The organism is Marinobacter mangrovi (assembly GCF_016798325.1).
GTDB classification, from domain to species: domain Bacteria; phylum Pseudomonadota; class Gammaproteobacteria; order Pseudomonadales; family Oleiphilaceae; genus Marinobacter_A; species Marinobacter_A mangrovi.
Genome location: NZ_JAERVO010000001.1, coordinates 480,680 through 497,567 on the forward strand (window position 1 = coordinate 480,680; position 16,888 = coordinate 497,567).

General features: G+C 61.7%; 15 protein-coding genes. 6 read left to right on the forward strand and 9 right to left on the reverse strand.

Annotated features, from left to right (window positions below):
- Window positions 1–9: 9 nt before the first annotated feature.
- From aceF to JL474_RS02130, 5 genes are all read left to right on the forward strand, one after another.
- Window positions 10–1,938: a dihydrolipoyllysine-residue acetyltransferase gene (aceF, locus tag JL474_RS02110; protein WP_203140748.1), complete on the forward strand. Its 1,929-nt coding sequence runs from the start codon at window positions 10–12 to the stop codon at window positions 1,936–1,938.
- Between the two features lie 383 nt (window positions 1,939–2,321).
- Window positions 2,322–3,122, forward strand: coding sequence for a C39 family peptidase (locus JL474_RS02115; protein WP_203140749.1), 801 nt, complete (start codon window positions 2,322–2,324; stop codon window positions 3,120–3,122).
- Between the two features lie 65 nt (window positions 3,123–3,187).
- Entirely contained in the window at window positions 3,188–4,195 is a 1,008-nt protein-coding gene (locus JL474_RS02120) for a transporter (protein WP_123633534.1), read from the forward strand.
- A 42-nt stretch (window positions 4,196–4,237) separates the two neighbouring features.
- A complete protein-coding gene (locus JL474_RS02125; RefSeq protein WP_203140750.1) occupies window positions 4,238–5,863 on the forward strand; it encodes an OmpP1/FadL family transporter in 1,626 nt (541 codons plus the stop codon).
- 37 nt (window positions 5,864–5,900) lie between these two features.
- Complete coding sequence (locus tag JL474_RS02130) at window positions 5,901–7,169, forward strand: MalM family protein (RefSeq protein WP_203140751.1); 1,269 nt, start codon at window positions 5,901–5,903, stop codon at window positions 7,167–7,169.
- Window positions 7,170–7,195: 26 nt separating this feature from the next.
- Here JL474_RS02130 and JL474_RS02135 read toward each other — a convergent pair whose 3' ends face one another.
- The 3 genes from JL474_RS02135 to JL474_RS02145 form a co-directional block, all read right to left on the reverse strand.
- A complete protein-coding gene (locus JL474_RS02135; RefSeq protein WP_328797760.1) occupies window positions 7,196–8,245 on the reverse strand; it encodes a polysaccharide deacetylase family protein in 1,050 nt (349 codons plus the stop codon).
- 30 nt (window positions 8,246–8,275) lie between these two features.
- The gene (locus tag JL474_RS02140; RefSeq protein WP_203140752.1) at window positions 8,276–8,953 is read right to left on the reverse strand and encodes a DNA-J related domain-containing protein; all 678 of its coding nucleotides are present in this window, start codon (window positions 8,951–8,953) and stop codon (window positions 8,276–8,278) included.
- A gap of 96 nt (window positions 8,954–9,049) precedes the next feature.
- On the reverse strand, window positions 9,050–9,694 hold the full coding sequence (locus JL474_RS02145) for a TetR/AcrR family transcriptional regulator (RefSeq protein ID WP_203140753.1): 645 nt from the start codon (window positions 9,692–9,694) through the stop codon (window positions 9,050–9,052).
- A gap of 190 nt (window positions 9,695–9,884) precedes the next feature.
- Between JL474_RS02145 and ttcA the strand changes: the two genes are divergently transcribed.
- A complete protein-coding gene (gene ttcA, locus JL474_RS02150; protein ID WP_203140754.1) occupies window positions 9,885–10,757 on the forward strand; it encodes a tRNA 2-thiocytidine(32) synthetase TtcA in 873 nt (290 codons plus the stop codon).
- 12 nt (window positions 10,758–10,769) lie between these two features.
- Here ttcA and JL474_RS02155 read toward each other — a convergent pair whose 3' ends face one another.
- The 6 genes from JL474_RS02155 to ccoG form a co-directional block, all read right to left on the reverse strand.
- Window positions 10,770–11,261: a hypothetical protein gene (locus JL474_RS02155; RefSeq protein WP_203140755.1), complete on the reverse strand. Its 492-nt coding sequence runs from the start codon at window positions 11,259–11,261 to the stop codon at window positions 10,770–10,772.
- 177 nt (window positions 11,262–11,438) lie between these two features.
- A complete protein-coding gene (locus tag JL474_RS02160) occupies window positions 11,439–12,137 on the reverse strand; it encodes a sulfite exporter TauE/SafE family protein (protein ID WP_203140756.1) in 699 nt (232 codons plus the stop codon).
- Window positions 12,127–12,363 (reverse strand): cbb3-type cytochrome oxidase assembly protein CcoS, encoded by a 237-nt coding sequence (gene ccoS, locus JL474_RS02165; RefSeq protein WP_123633526.1) that lies wholly within the window; start codon window positions 12,361–12,363, stop codon window positions 12,127–12,129. The genes JL474_RS02160 and ccoS overlap by 11 nt, the downstream gene beginning before the upstream one ends.
- 34 nt (window positions 12,364–12,397) lie before the next feature.
- Window positions 12,398–14,881, reverse strand: a complete 2,484-nt coding sequence (locus JL474_RS02170) for a heavy metal translocating P-type ATPase (RefSeq protein ID WP_203140757.1) — start codon at window positions 14,879–14,881, stop codon at window positions 12,398–12,400.
- A 3-nt stretch (window positions 14,882–14,884) separates the two neighbouring features.
- The gene (locus JL474_RS02175) at window positions 14,885–15,400 is read right to left on the reverse strand and encodes a FixH family protein (RefSeq protein WP_203140758.1); all 516 of its coding nucleotides are present in this window, start codon (window positions 15,398–15,400) and stop codon (window positions 14,885–14,887) included.
- A gap of 28 nt (window positions 15,401–15,428) precedes the next feature.
- Window positions 15,429–16,859 carry a cytochrome c oxidase accessory protein CcoG gene (gene ccoG, locus JL474_RS02180; protein ID WP_203140759.1) on the reverse strand — a complete coding sequence of 477 codons (1,431 nt, stop codon included), beginning with the start codon at window positions 16,857–16,859 and terminating at the stop codon, window positions 15,429–15,431.
- Window positions 16,860–16,888 lie beyond the last annotated feature (29 nt).

A 16,888-nucleotide genomic window follows, 5' to 3' on the forward strand; every position in this document is an offset into this window, starting at 1 on the left:
CACAGCATCATGGCAGAAGATATTCGTGTGCCTGACCTTGGCGGTTCGGATTCGGTTGAGGTCATCGAAATCAGTGTGAACGTCGGCGACAGCGTGGCCGAAGAGGATCCGATCCTGGTCCTCGAATCCGACAAAGCCACTGTGGAACTGCCGGCGCCCAAGGCCGGCAAGATCACTGCGCTGAACGTCAGCGTGGGGGACAAGATCAGCGAAGGCGACGTAGTCGGTCAGCTGGAAGCGGGTGAGGGTGGCGAGACTGACGCCGCTTCCGAGCCCGAAGACGCACCGGCAAAAGAGGAGACAGCCAAGTCCGAACCGGCTCCTGAGCAGGCTGCTTCTGGCGGTGTCCAGGACATCACGGTGCCGGATCTGGGCGGCGCGGATTCGGTCGAAGTGATCGAAATCAGCGTCTCCGAGGGCGACTCCGTGGAAGAGGAAGCCGCCATTCTGGTGGTGGAATCCGACAAGGCCACCGTCGAGCTGCCGGCACCGGCCGCAGGCACGATTAAATCCATCTCGGTGAAGGTGGGTGACCGCATCAGCGAAGGCGATGTGGTCGGCCAGATGGAGGTGAGTGGTGGTGCGCCTGCGGAATCCGCACCGGCCGCTGAAGCCGAGAAACCGGCGCAACCGTCTCAATCGGCGTCGGCGCCTGCCGCTTCTGGCGGTGTCGAAGACATCACCGTGCCGGATCTGGGTGGTTCGGCATCGGTCGAGGTCATCGAGATCAGCGTGTCGGAAGGCGATCAGGTCGCCGAGGAAGACCCGATTCTGGTGGTGGAATCCGACAAGGCTACCGTTGAGTTGCCGTCGCCGTCCGCGGGCACCATCAAGTCGATTTCCGTGAAAGTGGGCGACAGCATCAGCGAAGGTGATGTGGTGGGTCAGATGGAAGTGTCCGGCGGGGCGCCTGCGTCTTCGGAGCCGGCACAGCAATCGTCGTCGCAGCCCAAGTCGCCCGAGCCTGCCAAACCGGCAGCCAGCGCGGCGCCGAAGCCCAGTGGCGAGCCGGCGGCCCAACCGAGTAAGCGCGTGCACGCCGGCCCGGCCGTGCGTCGGCTGGCCCGCGAACTGGGCGCCGACCTGGGACGTGTGCAGGGCAGCGGCCCCAAGAACCGGATCCTCAAGGAGGACGTGGAAGCCTACGTCAAGCGTGCCCTGAGCCAGGTTCAGGAAGGCGGCGCTCCGGCGGCTGGCGGGGCCGGTTTGCCGGCGGTGAAACTGCCGGACTTCAGTCAGTTTGGTGAGGTTGAGCGGGTCGGCATGAGTCGCCTGATGAAGCTGACCGCCGACAGCATGCAGCGCAGCTGGCTCAACGTTCCGCATGTGACCCAGTTCGAGGAAGCCGACATCAGCGAGATGGAGGACTTCCGCAAGTCAATGAAGTCCGAAGGCGAGAAGCGCGGCGTGAAGCTGACGCCGATGGCCTTCCTGCTGAAGATCTGCGCCAAGGCGCTGGAGGCCCATCCGAACTTCAACGTGTCCCTGGACATGGAGAACAAGGAGATCATCCAGAAGCGCTACATCCACATTGGTATTGCCGTCGATACGCCGGATGGTCTGGTGGTGCCGGTGATCCGCAATGTGGACCAGAAAGGCCTCTGGGAGCTGGCGGAAGAGTGTCAGGTGCTGGCCCAGAAAGCCCGTGACAAGAAGCTGAGCCCGAAAGACATGCAGGGCGCCTGCTTCACCATTACCAGCCTCGGCGGTATTGGCGGCACTGCGTTCACACCGATTGTGAACACGCCGGAAGTGGCCATCCTGGGCGTATCGCGCTCGAAGATGGCACCGGTCTGGGATGGCGCTGCCTTCCAGCCACGGCTGATGCTGCCGCTGTCGCTGTCGTACGATCACCGTGCGATCAACGGCGCCGATGCAGCCCGCTTCACCAACACCCTCCGTGCCGGACTGGAAGATCTGCGTCAGCTGCTTCTCTGATCCCGGCTTTCCGATGGCTCACCTCCTCGGGGTGGGCCATCGGTCTTCTCCTTTTTCTCTCCCTTCCGCTGTCTTTTTCCATTTTCACCTGTTCATTTCCTGCATGATTTGACGTTCCCGGCGCCTGCCGTAACGGATTCAATACGTCCATTTCCCCGATTGCCGATGACGTGAACTGGCTCGCAAAACCGCGTCAGATGGCCTCCCGTGGCCGGAGAGATTTGAGGCACAGTTATCTTTAAGGGTGATATCAATCCGGTATCTTAGCGTTACAGGATGTAACGGCAGGCATGCGCCAAAACAATGATAACGAAAGCCGCCCAGAGCCCTATTCAGCAAACCGGAACCGGATCCAATCCTCAGAACAGGAAGCGACATTAGCCATGATTCTCGTGCTGGCGGGGTCGATCATGACGTTTGCGATGATTGAAACGGCCACGGTTCTTGAGCCTTTCGACAAGGGCGAGATCGTGGTGGAGCAGCGGATGGACAAGAATCCGCAGGAGCTACGGAATCAGTACACCGTGGCCCCGCTCGTGGAGCAGCGTTATCGCAACATCGTGCGTCAGGCCTACGACTACAGCTGCGGTTCGGCGGCGCTGACCACCGTCCTTAAATATTACCTGGGGCGCAACCTGAACGAGCGTCAGGTGATGGAAGGGCTGCTGCACTATGGCGAAAGCGAGCGGATCGTTCAGCGCCGGGCGTTTTCCATGCTGGACATGAAGCGGCTGGTCACGGCGCTGGGATACCCGTCCGGTGGCTTCCGCGCCACCATCGCCGATCTCAAGGAGCTGGATCACCCGGCCATCGTGCCGATCCACCATGCCGGCTTCAAGCACTTCGTCGTCCTGCGCGCCATTCGCGACGACCGCGTGTTCATCGCGGATCCGTCGGTCGGCAACATCTCCTTCACGCTCTCCAACTTCAAGGAAAAGTGGGACGGGAACGTCCTGTTTATCGTTTTCCCGGGCGGTGAAAAACCGCTGGATGCCCTGGAGCTCAAGGAAGAGGACATGCGGTTCGTGGACGATCAGACCATGACCCTGTTTGCGCTGGATACGATTCCGGAATTTCACGAGGCGACCGGTCGTCGCATCAACAACCTCTTGGAAAGACAAAAGAACAATCCTGACGGCACTGTTGAGAACACCCGTAAGCAGCTGTTCTATCGGCGTAACTGATTGCCCTTTGACCCGGGCGCCGGACGCACGTCAGGAAAACAAGACCGAATAATAAGGGAGCTGGGATGAATCGTTGGGTAGTGCGAGGTTTGATCATCTGTTCCATTGCCGGCCAGCCGGCCCTGGTATGGGCTCAGGACGAGAGCGTCGACAAGGCGCGTGAAGCCTTGTCCAAAAAAGAGGGGGACGAAGATTCCGCCAAGCAGTTGGAGGAAGTGTTCCAGTCCGCGGAGAAAAACTATTCGCTTCAGAAGGAGGGGACGCACTCGCTGACGTACTCCTTCGATTACTCCTACACCGGGGATCAGAGGCTGGATCTGGAGATCACCGATGGTTCGGTCCGTAATCTGGATATCGTCCCATCGGCGACTCACAGTTTCACCAACGCCTTTTCCTACGACTACGGCCTGCTCGACAACCTGACCATCGGTACGCGCATCCCGCTGGTGGTGAAGTACGACACCCAGGATGAGCTGAACGTCTACGATTTCGGCGACATTTCCTTCACCGCCCGCTGGCAGCCAGCGGCTTATGTGCCGGGCAAGATGTCGACCACGCTGTTTGCCTCGTTGACGTCCAAGACCGGCGTCAGCCCCTATGAAATCGACATCAATCGCCAGCTCTCCACCGGCAGCGGCTATTACACCGCATCGGGCGGGGCCAGTGTCTCCAAGGTGCTGGATCCAGTGGTGCTCTACGGCTCCGCCAGCGCCAGCTACAACATGCCGGAAGACGGTCTGGAGCAGGTGCGGGGTGCCCGGCTGCTGACCAAGGTGGAACCGGGATTCGGCCTGTCCGCGTCCATGGGCTTTGCCTACTCCCTGTCCTATGACATTTCCCTGAGTGTGTCGGGCCAGATCAGCTACAGCGATGAAACCCAGTTGACCTTCAGTGACGGGTCCGAAGCCGTGGCCCAGGACCAGATGACCGGTTTCCTGAGTTTCTCGCTGGGAACCCGGGTCAGCGATACCACGATTGTGAACACCAGTCTGGGCATTGGCCTGACCGAAGATGCTCCGGATTTCTCCATTGGTGTCTCCCTGCCAATCAACATCGCGGGCCTCCGGGAGTAACCGGGGCCTTGGGCGCGCATACGGCAAGGGATGATCAGTTTCATGCGACGTGAGAACAATACAAGGCGAATTCTTGGGGCGCTGCTGGCGGGTTCGCTGTCCTGCGGGGTCCAGGCCCAATTGGCGCAGAACCTGACGATTTCCCCCAAGGCGCTGGCCCTGGGGAATGCGGTGACGGCGGATCCACCCGGGATTATGGCGATTCACTACAACCCGGCGGGATTGACCAAGCTGGACGGTCGTCAGGTGGAAGGCACGCTGCTGGGGGTCTATCTGGATGTCGACGCCGACTTCAATGCGCCCGAAGGGTATGAAATTTTCGGCATTGACGGGCTGGCTACTGATCCGCTGACCGGGAAACAGAAAGACCCGGTGGCCAATTCCCACAGCCATACCAACACGGTGGCCCTGTACGTTCCCGGATTCGGTATCCAGAAAATGCCACCCGGCCCGGCATTGGCACCGTCAGCGGGTTTCAGCTACAACGCACCTGGCTCCAAACTGACCTTCGGCAACGCCTTCTACCTGCCGATGGCGGCCGGCTTCTATCGCGATAATGACGACCCGGGTCGTTACCAGCCGAAGGCGACGGCCTTGCAGCGGACGACTTACCTCTCTCCGACAGTCGCCTACAAGGTCAACGACGAGTGGTCCGTCGGCGCCGGTATTCACCTTTCCCACATGGCGGTGGCGGCTGACCAGTACATGCGGGCACCCAACATGCTGCTGGGGGTGGCCGAAGTCCTGCAGGATGCGTTCAACTGTGAATCCGGCGATGAGCCGCTGGCCCCCTGGCTCGCCTTGTGCGGCGGTAACGTGGGTCCCTGGGACGATATCGGTGCGTTGAGCGTGGATGTGCAGCAGAGCGTGTCGCCCACCTACAATCTGGGTGTGATGTGGGAGCCGACGGAGTGGTTCTCCTGGGGCGCCAGCTACAGCTCCGAAGCCGACATGAACATGCACGGCCAGTTCTCGATCGAGTACACCGACGACTGGTCCGGCTTCTGGCAGAGCGTCAACAGCTCCATTCTGGGGGCGGTCGGTTCGGCCATCCTGAGCCTGCCGTCCGGTGCGCCGCGCGAGTCCGGCAACGTCAGTCTGAACCTGACTTATCCGCAGCATTTCCAGACGGGGATCAGCATCAAGGTCCACCCCAAACTGACCTTGAATGTCGACGTGGGCTGGACCGATTATTCCGAGTGGGACGCGCTCAAATTCAAGTTCGACCGTAACCTGGAATTCCTCAACGCCGCCCGGATCCTGTCCCCGGAGAACGCCACCCCAAACTCCCTGAGCCTGCCGCTGGGTTTCAAGGACCAGTGGAACTGGGGCTTTGGTGCGGAGTTCCACGCCTCGTCGCGGCTGGATCTGCGCGCCGGGGTGGAAATCCGGGATTCCGTTATCCCGGACGATCAACGCCAGGTCATGGCGCCGTTCGGCGGGGCCAACCTGTATAGTGTGGGCATGGGCTATCGCTGGGATCGGGATACCCAGATCGACATGAACCTGAGCTATCTCGAGTCCATCGAAAAGATCCCGGCGGACAGCAGCTGTAACCTCAACTGCACCGGCATCACCAACATCATCTACAACCCGTATGCCGGACTTGACGTCAAGACGCGGCTGCGGGTGGTGATGGCCGGCCTGACGTTCCGTACGAAGTTTTAGGGCTTGCCGCGTTCGGCAGACTCCGGGAGGGCATCTCATGGCAGGCATTCAACATCGGCTCGGCCTTTTCATCGGCATTGGCCTGAGTGCGGTGGCCTCGTTCAGTCACGGCGACGATCGGTATTTCACCTGGGTCGACGAACAGGGGCGGGTTCACTCCAGTGTCATCAAGGAAGAGGAAAACCCGGTCGAGAAGCGGGTCAAGGCGGTCGAGTCCGGGAAAAAGGCCGGGGCAAAAGCGTCTGAATCCGCGTCGACAACGATAACCTCGGAGCATCCGGCGGCCACCGTCAAAGATCCGGAACCAGCAGCCCCCAAGACCGCACCGACAGTGGAGATCGAGCGCAACGCCGATACCGCCCAGCCGACTGCAGCATCCGACGTACCCGCTGCAAACACGCCGCCGAAATCGCCGGCAGAGCAGAACAAGCCGGAGCGGGTTGCCAGGGAACCCAAACCGAATCCCGGCCCAGAGGACACGACAGAAGCCGCGGAAACCGCTGCAGAAGAGCCGTCAGCGCCGCCCAAGGCGGACTCCGAATACAATCTCGAAAATTATCCGGATGGCGACGAGCTGGCCAAGAAGGGGTTTGTCCGGGAGGGCGACCCGCTGCCGTATTACACCTGGCGCGATGCCAACGGACAGGTGCGGGTGGACTACTATCGCCCCGAGCCGGGATTTGAGAAGAAAAGCCAGGGTCGCGAAGCGCCCCGGTTATCGGAAGCGATGGTGATCGATGGCCGCAGTCCGGCGGCCTCGGAAAAGGCCAATCCGGAGACCCTGGCGGTGCTGGGCATCGATCAGACGGAAACGCTACTGCAGTCGTGGCAGGACCGCTGCTGTAACGATTTGCCGGTGAAGGACCTGGCGGAGTGGGATGACTCCCGCGAGTTCCAGGTGGATCTCGACGACATGGCCCCTGAATTCCGGTTTTCCACCGGCTCCAGCGTCTATCGATTGGTAAAGTTGCCTACCGCCTCGGAATCCGGCGCCTTCGTGATGCAGGTTCGTTCGTACGAAAACCACGGCGTGTTCGTACCAACCCTGGTCTTTCTGGATGAGGGGATGCAGACCCGGCGAATGGTGACGGACCTGGTTTTTGATTACCGACCCGAGAACTGGCACCGCCAGGGCTACATTGAGGCCCGGGTGCCGGTGTTTCCCGACCACGGTGACCGCTGGCTGCTGATCATGAGTCGCGGGAGCGACCAGGCCGGCCAGACCGTCCTCGAAGCGGATGGCACGCCGCAGGTTATCCACCATGCGGCCCAGGGCATGGTCAGCCTGGCGCAGCTGGGTGGGTAAGACCGCGGACGCTGTGCCGCCCGGCGTCAGTCTTCCGCTTGCGACAGGTCCAGCCACTGCACGGATTGCCAGTAGAAGCGCCCGTTACCGGCCGGATAGGTGCAGTTGTAGCGGAATCGGCGACTGTTGAACGACCGGTCTGCGACCACTTCCACGGTTTGACCGTCGCCCGTTGGCGTCACGGACAGCTGGCCCACCTGCGACCCATAGCAGGTCAATGGGCCCGGCTTCATGCCGTCCGGCAGGGTCAGGTGCAGCACGGGCGGGTTCTGCTTCAGGGTACCGTCCGGCAGCGTGTTGGCATCCACCGGCAGCGTTTCACTCAGCAGCTTGTCCTTCAGGCCATCCGTGCCGCCGTAGGCGTTGGCCATGGGGAAGCGGGGCAGGCGGGTGTCGCCGGATGACGGGCCAATCGGCCCGGAATGCTGGCCGTAGCCATACCAGCCTCGTTGCTTCACCAGGGTTTCGACTTCCGCATCAAACTCACCGTAGGGATAGGCAAACAGCGGCGCGTCAGTGCCGAGTTTGGCTTCGATCGTTTCCTGTGCATCGTCCAGGCTCGCAGTGACCCGTCTGTGCCAGGCGTCCTCGGTTTCATCGGGGCGGCGTACGAGATGGGCGTGATCGGCACTGTGATTACCGATGGTGACCTCCGGATGGCGGGCCAGGTCCTTGAGCTGATCCCAGGTCATATAGCCGTGTCGCTTTTCGGTGATGGCCTGTGAATTGACGAATACCGTAAAGGGGATGCCGGCTTCAAGGAGAATGGGGGCGGCGGTGTCGTAGACCGAGCTGTAGGCGTCATCGAAGGTCAGCGCGGCCACCGGTGTGCTGCCGGTTTTGCCGCTCAGCGCCTGCTCGGTGGCCGCTTGCAGGGGCTTTACCGGGATATCGAGCTTTTCCAGCATCGCCAGCTGGCTACGAAAAAGATCGGGCGTGGTGCTGGTGGACGCCGGAGTCTGGCTACTGATGTGGTGGTATTGCAGCACCACCAGGTCGGCGGCAGCCGGCAGGCTGGTGACCGTCAACAGCGGCGCGGCGACGAAGGCCAGTGCATTCCTGAACGGTTTTTTCACGGGACATCCTTCTTTTACGGAGCGTTGATCTCAGCGACCGGCTCCTACAGCGGAAAGAAAATGATGGCGCAGGGTGTGGAAGGCGGCGTTGAGTGTCTGGACCTCTTCCTTGCTGCCGCCACGGTCCGGGTGAGCCTTCATAGCCCGCCGCCGGTACGCCTGGCGAATGCATCCGAAATCGTCCGGCAGGGCTTCAAAGCCCAGCACCCGTGCCGCCTCGTCCAGCGCACTGGCGTCGGTGGACGGTGTGCGACCGGCCCAGAAATCATCCAGCATCCGCTGCACGGCGAACTCCGACAGGTCGTACTGGGACAGGTCCAGGTAGAACAGGCGTAGCCGGTCTTCCTCTCCCGGCAAGGCTTCGTTCGAGGCAACGTGGCCCGGCGACAACTGAATGTTCAGCGGCGATATATGCAGTTTTTCGCCGGCTGGAGCCAGGTCGTCCCGAAGCCGGTAAAGGCAGTGAAAGACGAGGAAATGGGCGGGGTAGATGGCCGAGGGCTCGGAGAAATCGACGCGCTCGAGCAGTTGCCAGGGGGCGCCCTGCAGTCGCCGGATCAGGGCCAGTTCGCTCAGGCCCTCACTTTCCTCGCGCAGGATCGCCTCAACCGCAACCAGCAGGGCAGCAATTTTCTGATGCAGGGCAGCCTGACGCGCTGCGCTGTCGTGTTCTCGATCGGCGAGGAACCGGGACTGTCGCTTATTCATACTCCAGAAGCCTACTGGAGCCCGCCCGGAAGTCCAAGAGAACCGTTTAAAAAGTCCGGGCTTCTGGCACCGGGTGCTTTCCGGGCGGGCCGCGCTTCAGGCGCGACGCCGCTGGTGTTGCGAACCGTCAAAGGGGTTGCTGTAGAGAAAGCCCATGACAAATTCGGTCGCACGCCGGGCTTCTTCGTCCGCCATCTGCGGCCGTTGCCGGGCTCGCTCGGCGACCCGCAGGCTGACCTCATAGGCCACGCCACGGCAGGCAGCGGAAATGTAATCCGAATCCTGGCCCGGCAGGCGGTCGTTGGCGGCCAGGCTGCGGATGTGCGTGTCCATTGACGCCATCGCCAGATCCAGGATATCGGAACCGAATAATTCCCGAACCGCCTGACTGTTGCGATGGGCCAGCTCATAGGTGACCGGATCCTTGGCCGCCGCCAGGAACAGGGAAGAGTACATGCGTTGGATCAGGTCGTGTTCGTCTGAGGCGGTGTCGTGGGCGCTGCGGATAAGAGTGCGCAGGGCTTCGAGGAAATCCCGGAACAGGGCGATGAAGATATCGCGCTTGTCGGAGAAGTAGTTGTAGAAGGTGCCTGAGGCAAGCGGCGTGCGCCGGATAATGTCGCGGATGGTGGTCTGTTCGTAACCGGTTTCCCGGAAACAGTCCCGGGCCGCGTCCAGAATGGCTTTCCGATTATTCAGGCGATTGCGTTCACGTTTGCCGAGCGAGGCCGTGTCCAGCATGGCAATTCCCCTTTCCTTGGGTGCATGGGTGTTCTGGTTTTTATGAACTGTTTGTCATCCTCTCCCATAGACTCGCCGAAGTCGCCACCGGGCCGGTATACGTGAAACCCGGAATAGGGCCATACCCACTGACGAAACGGCGGGTGATCCGGTATACTCGGCCCCCATTTTCCCAACGCCCGGCAAGGTTATGGCAGAGCAGCTCAAAGACGATCGCAAGACAACGCTGGAACTCAACAAACTGCAGAAGCGTCTGCGTCGTGATGTCGGCCAGGCGATCGCCGATTTCGGCATGATTGAGGCCGGCGACAAGGTGATGTGTTGCCTGAGTGGTGGCAAGGATTCCTACACCATGCTGGATATCCTGCTGAACCTGCAGCGCAGTGCGCCGGTGGATTTTCAGGTGATCGCCGTTAACCTGGACCAGAAGCAGCCGGGCTTTCCGGAACACGTGTTGCCGAACTATCTCTCCGAGTTGGGTGTCGAGTACCACATCATCGAGAAAGACACCTACAGCATCGTCAAGGAGAAAGTGCCGGAAGGGAAAACCACCTGCGGTCTGTGCTCCCGTCTGCGCCGGGGCATTCTCTACAACTTTGCGGAAGAGCAAGGGGTCACCAAGATCGCGCTGGGCCATCATCGTGATGACTTGCTGGAAACCCTGTTCCTCAACATGTTCTACGGTGGCCGCCTGAAGACCATGCCCCCCAAGCTGAAGAGCGACGACGGGCGCAACGTGGTCATCCGGCCGCTGGTCTACGCCCGCGAGAAGGACATCGAGCGCTATTCGTCCCTGCGCCAGTTCCCCATCATTCCATGCAACCTGTGCGGTTCCCAGGAAAACCTGCAACGCCAGGTGGTGAAGGACATGCTGAAGAGCTGGGATCGGGAGCATCCGGGGCGGATCGAGTCCATGTTCCGGGCCATCTGCAACGTGTCGCCGTCGCATCTGGCGGATCCGTCCATTCACGATTTCAACAGCCTGGAAGTGGACTGGCGTGCGGACGACAGCGCCACGCCGGAAGCACCGGCCTACGAGCGCCTGGACGTCCTCAATCTCTGATCAGGTACCCCGTCAAAGGGCGTAATGCGGTTGGCCAGCACCCCGGCACAGTCGTTCCAGGGTGTGGTGAAGTCGTGTGAGGTAGTGTTCTTCGTCCACCCGGGTCAGTTCTGACCACAGGCGCGTCAGGCCATCTGCATCCTCCGGCATGGGCCAGGACGGCTTTACCCATTCCAGCGCGCTGATGCCGATCGCGGCCGCGTAGCGTGTGTTGGTGACCAGTTCGGCATCCGGATTGATCAGGAATTCGTGCTGGCTGGCAAAGCCCCGCACCTGGCTCGCCCGGTCCGGCTGGAACGCCAGGTATTCGTCCCACACTCGCCAGTGCAGGGCCGGGGAGATCCCGAAAACACCGAGACCCGCGTCGTCGTCCTGTGAAAAGGGATCAAAGTCACGCAGGGTGGCTGCGCCGAGCAAAATTTCTTCGATAACGGGGTGGGCGTCGCCGAGTGCCCGGGAGACCGGACGGATGACGTGATCGAGAAGCGCAATCGCCTGTGACATGAGCAAAGCCCTCACGCTGCTTGCAAGCTACACAATGAGTTAGCAACTCATCTGTGAAAGTCACTTTAGCAATACTGCCTAACCTTCTGACGACAATAGTCCAGGGTCGGGTTGTGGTCAATAATTGAACATTAAAATGGTGTGAAATTTTCAGCCACAAAACGGACCCAATGTGGCTCAGCCGATTTGAGCCAGCAGTCGTGCGGTGACGGGGAGTGTCCACACGCCAAAGATCATCAAGCAGGCGCCCATCAAACGCCGGAATCCGGGGTGCTGGCGCCAGTGCTGCAGACTTGTGGCGGCATAGCCGGTGGCCAGCATGGAGGGCAGGGTGCCCAGTCCGAAGCAGAACATGGTCAGCGCCGCGCTGGTGACGGTGGGCTGCAGCGCGGCCCAGCCCAGGGTGCTGTAGACCAGTCCACACGGCAGCCAGCCCCAGAGCAGACCCAGCGCCAGCGATTGGCTGGGGTAACGCACCGGCATCAAGCGGCGGGTCAGTGGAGACAGCCGGCGCCAGACAGGCGCCCCCACCCGTTCCACCGCCTGGATTCCCTGCCACCACTGGCCCAGCGATAGTCCCATCAGAATCAACAGCAGGCCGGCGATCGTCCGGAATATCGGGGCCAGCGCCGTCCAGGTGCCCACGGCCTGCGTGCTCAGGACGCCCAGCAAGGCGCCGAGCAGGGTGTAGCTGGCGATCCGGCCGAGATTGAAGCCGATGATGAGAACGGACTGGCGCACGCGAAAGCCGGCTCCGATCGGTACCGCCATGGAAAGGGACGCGCTGATACCACCGCACATGCCCAGACAATGGACGCCGCCAAGAAGGCCGATCATGAAGGCGCTGGAATAGCCCAGCAGGAGTTCACCGGTCATGCCGCTCCACAGGGTCGGCTTTACCGGCGCTCGATTCCGTTTTATCGGTCCGCTCATCGACGCGGGCGTCTTCAGGAATCATGTCTTTGTCATCGTCGTACAGGATGCGATGGGCGGGGCCTTCCAGATCGTCATACTGACCGCTTTTGACCGCCCAGGCGAAAATGGCGACGCCGACGCCGACCAGCAGCAGGGTGACAGGCACGAGCAGATAGACGATTTCCACGACGAGATCCTTTTGCGTCATTCACAACGGTCGATCAATTCACCGTATCAGGCTGCACGTGATGGGCCAACGCCCTCTCGACCGGCGGATCTGAAACGACCGGTTTCGTCCGGCCCAGCCGGGTGGCGTTGACCACGACGACCAGCGAGCTCAGGGACATGCCCAGAGCGGCCAGCCACGGCGGCACCAGCCCGGCTGCGGCGAGTGGCAGTGCGCAAAGATTATAGGTGACAGCCCAGGTCATGTTCTGCCGGATGACCCGCCGCAGGTGCCGGGCTGTTCTGAGGGCGTTCACCAGTCGACTCAGCTGCCCGTTGAGCAGCACGGCATCGGCTTTCAACTGAGTCAGGTCGGCGGCACTGCCCATGGCAACCGACACGTCGGCCCCGGCCATGACCGGCAGGTCATTGAGTCCGTCGCCCACCATCATGATGTGACGCCCCTGTGCTTTCAGCGTTTTCAGGTACGCCAGCTTGTCCTCCGGCGAAGCCTGGCCCTTGCAGGCATCCAGGGGCAGATGTCGGGCCACGCGCTGCACATGGGAAGACCGGTCACCACTGAGCAGGATCGTCTGAAGTCCCAGATGCTTGAGCTGGCGCAGCGTATCGCTGGCCTCCTCGCGCAGTTGGTCGTCCAGTGTGAAGCGGGCCAGTCGTTGATCGCCCAGCGCGAGGAAGAGGCCCAGGCCTTCGTCCGGTTCCGGCAGATGCTCAATGCCGGTCTGCGCCCTGACGAAAGCCGCGTGGCCGATCACCAATTCCTGCCCCAGGTACTGGCCAGTCAACCCACCGCCCAGGTGATTGGTGACGTCGGTTACCGAATATCGCTGGTCAAAATAACCCGGGAACGCGGCCGCAATGGGATGCTCCGAGTAGCGTTCGAGTCCCGCGGCCAGAGCCAGGCATGCGGCCGTATCCAGATCGCCGAAAAGTCGTGTGCTGCGCAGTGTCAGCCGGCCCTCGGTCAGCGTACCGGTCTTGTCGAAGACCACGGTGTCGATCCGGTCGAGGGATTCCAGGGTGTGGCCCCGCGTCGGCAGGAAGCCGGCGCGTCGCAATGAGACGGTGGCCATGGTCAGTGCTGTCGGTGTCGCCAGTGACAAGGCACAGGGGCAGGTCACCACCAGGACGGCCAGGGCGATATCAAAGGCACGCTCCGAGCCGGCCAGCCACCAGCCCAGCCCCACCAACGGGGCGATGATCAGAATGCGGCTGACGAAGCGCCCCGCCAGGCGATCGGCGAGCTGGCCCACCGGGGGTTTCTCCGACTGGACCCGGTCCAGGATGCGCAGGATGCTGGAAAGTCGCGTGTGCTGGCCGGTGCGTTCAACGCGCAGGGCAATCGGGTTTTCGCCGTTGATGGCGCCCGCATGAGCCGGACTGCCCGGTCCCCGTTCCTCGGGCAGGTACTCGCCGGTCAGGGCGGCTTCGTTCAGGGTGGAGTAGCCGGCGGTAATCACGCCGTCGGCCGGGATCACGTCGCCGGGTTTGATGTCCACCGTATCACCCGGCCGCAGGGCATGGACGGGCACGGTTTCCAGCGTGTCACCCCGGCGCCGGGTGGCAATGGCGGGCGTCAGGTTGTGGAGTGAACCGCCGCTGAGCCCGGCCCGATAGCGAGCCTGCATCTCGATAAAACGCCCCAGGGACAGGAAAAAGGTGAACATGCAGACCGACTCGAAATACACCTCCTCGCCGCCCATCACCGTGACCCAGGCGCTGGCCGAGTAGGCCAGTCCGATCGCCAGGGCGACCGGGACATCCATGGTCAGGTGGCGTGCGCTCAGGTCGCGACGCGCGTTGCGGAAGAACGGACGGGCGCTGTAGAACACGACCGGTGTGGCCACCAGCAGGCTCACCCAGCGGAAAAACGGCTGCATGTCATCGGAAACGCCGCTGATCAGCCCGAAGTAAAGCGGTACGGCCAACATCATGCTTTGCATGGTGCCGGCACCGGCCACGCACAGTCGGATCAGTGCGCTGCGCTTTTCCCGTTGCAGTTGGGCCTCGGCCTGGTCCGCCCGATAGGGGCGGGCGTCATAGCCCAGTTCGTGAATGGCCAGCAGCAGGGGGCTGAGTGCCGTCTCGGCCGGATTCCACACCAGTCGGGCCCGTTGGGTGCTGTAGTTGATTGAGAATTGGCGCACGCCGGGCTGCTGCGCGAGATGGTGCTCCAGAAGCCAGATGCAGGCGGCACAGGAGAGCCCTCCGATCAGCAGCTGGGCTTCGCGCAAAGGCGCCTGGTCGGTGCCGGCGGTATCGCTGACAAAATCCGACTGCACGGCCGGGTGGTCAAAGACCGCGAGTCGTTCCCGGTCACGGTCCGTCAGCGTGCCCGGCGTTGCCGGTGTCGCCGTTCGATGGCGGTAGAAACCGGTCAGGCCCTCGTCCCGGATCAGTTGGAAGACGGCCCGGCAACCATGGCAACAGAAGGCTTTCGTTGTGCCGTCAGTGTCCAGCGTCAGTGGCGCCGGGCCGGTGATCGGTTCACCGCAGTGGTAGCAAGGATCCCCAGACACCGCTTACCCCTGGGGTGCCGGTTCGAGCGGCAGAGAGATATCACTGGGCAGAGCGGCTTCGCCTTTCAGGCGCCAGCTGTTGTCCGGGCCGCGCAGATCCAGGTACCAGCGGCCTTCGAGTGACTGCGGCAGGCGAACCTCGTAGTGGCCGTCTCCCGTAGGCTGGAACTGCAGGCGCCGATCCCGTTCGGCCAGGGTCGGATGGGACAGGTTGAGGATCAGGAAGTCGAAACCGGCGGGCTGGCCGTCTTGGGTCAGCGTTAGGCGTGCGCCCTTGTCGGTGAAGGTCACGTGTCCTTCCAGGCCCATATCGGCGGCCTTGTGGTCCTTGGCCAATGCCATATTGATGGCCAGTCCGTCCTTGTAATAGTCGTCGCTGACCATGGAACCCTGGGTTCGTACGGCAACGGTAATCATGAACAGGCAGAAGACGATGGTGAAGGCGGGAATCGCCAGCACGAACCACAGCCAGAATTGCTTGTACCAGGGGCCGGGTGTCTTGAGCGCATCGTCTGACATGGTGGCGGATCTCACTCTCGGTTGAAGGTCAGCGCCGGGCGCCCAGGAAGCGGCTTTCGGTGCGGGCGCCGAGCGTCGCGTCACCTTCAGCACGAATGTTGAAGGTGATGTCGTTGTGGGTGTCCGTCAGCGCCTCCGGGCTGACTTCCACAACGGTGGGCAGTGACAGGTTCTCGCCGGCGGCTACCTGCAGCTGCGTGTCACCGATAATGTGCGCGGTATTCAGGCCGGATACCGACAGGATAAAGACCTGCGGTACTTCCGTCATGTTCTGGACCTTGACGGTGTAGGAATTCTCGATCATGCCCCGGTTGTTCATCTTGAACAGGGCGCCCCGGTCGCGGATCACTTCCAGCTGGACCGGCACCCGGGTCAACAGGGTGAAGATCAGTGCCCCAATCATCAGCAGTAACGCGGCACCATAGCCGAACGTGCGGGGGCGAAGGATTTTCGACGGCTTGCCTTCCAGCTCGTGTTCGGTGGTGTAGCGGATCAGCCCGCGCGGGTAGTTCATCTTGTCCATGATCTCGTCGCAGGCGTCGATGCACAGGGCGCAGTTGATGCACTCGTACTGCAGCCCGTCCCGGATATCGATGCCCGTGGGGCAGACCTGCACGCACTGGCCGCAGTCAATGCAGTCGCCGAGGCCGAGTTCTGTCTTGCTGGCGTCCTTGCGACGGCCGCCGCGCGGCTCGCCCCGGTTGTAGTCGTAGGAGACCACCCGGGTGTCTTCATCGAACATCACCGACTGGAAGCGCGCATAGGGGCACATGTAGAGACAGACCTGTTCCCGCAGCCAGCCGGCATTGGTGTAGGTGGCGACGGTAAAGAAAAACACCCAGAAATAGGCCCAGCCGTTGGCCTGCAGAGTGAACAGGTCAATGCTCAGCTCCCGCACCGGATAGAAGTAGCCGACGAACGTGAGGCCCGTGGCAAAGGCGATCAACAACCACAGGGCGTGTTTGACGACTTTCTTGACGGATTTCGACGTGCCGCCAGGGGCCTGGTCCAGCTTGATGCGCTTGTTGCGCGATCCCTCGACCTTCTCCTCCACCCACATGAAGATGAACGTCCACACGGTTTGCGGGCAGGTGTACCCGCACCAGACCCGACCGAACAGGGTCGTGATGAAAAACAGGCCGAAGGCGGCGATAATCAGCATGCCTGAGAGCATGATGAAGTCTTTGGGAAAGAACGTGGTGCCGAAGAGGTGGAATTCCCGGGCCGGCAGGTTGAAGTAAATCAGGGGTTCTCCGCCGATCTGGACCCAGCAGAACAGGAAATACATGCCCATCAGCCCCCACAGGCTGAAAAAGCGAATACGCTGGTAGAGGCCTGTGACGGCTTTGACGTAAATCTTCTTGCGGCTGGCGTAGAGCTCGACGTTTTCCGGTTTTTTCTTGTTGGTGGAGGCGTCAGTCGCGGGGTCAACCTGTTTGACCGGTATTTGACTGCTCATCAAGTCCTCTCATGTGGTGCTCTCTTCAC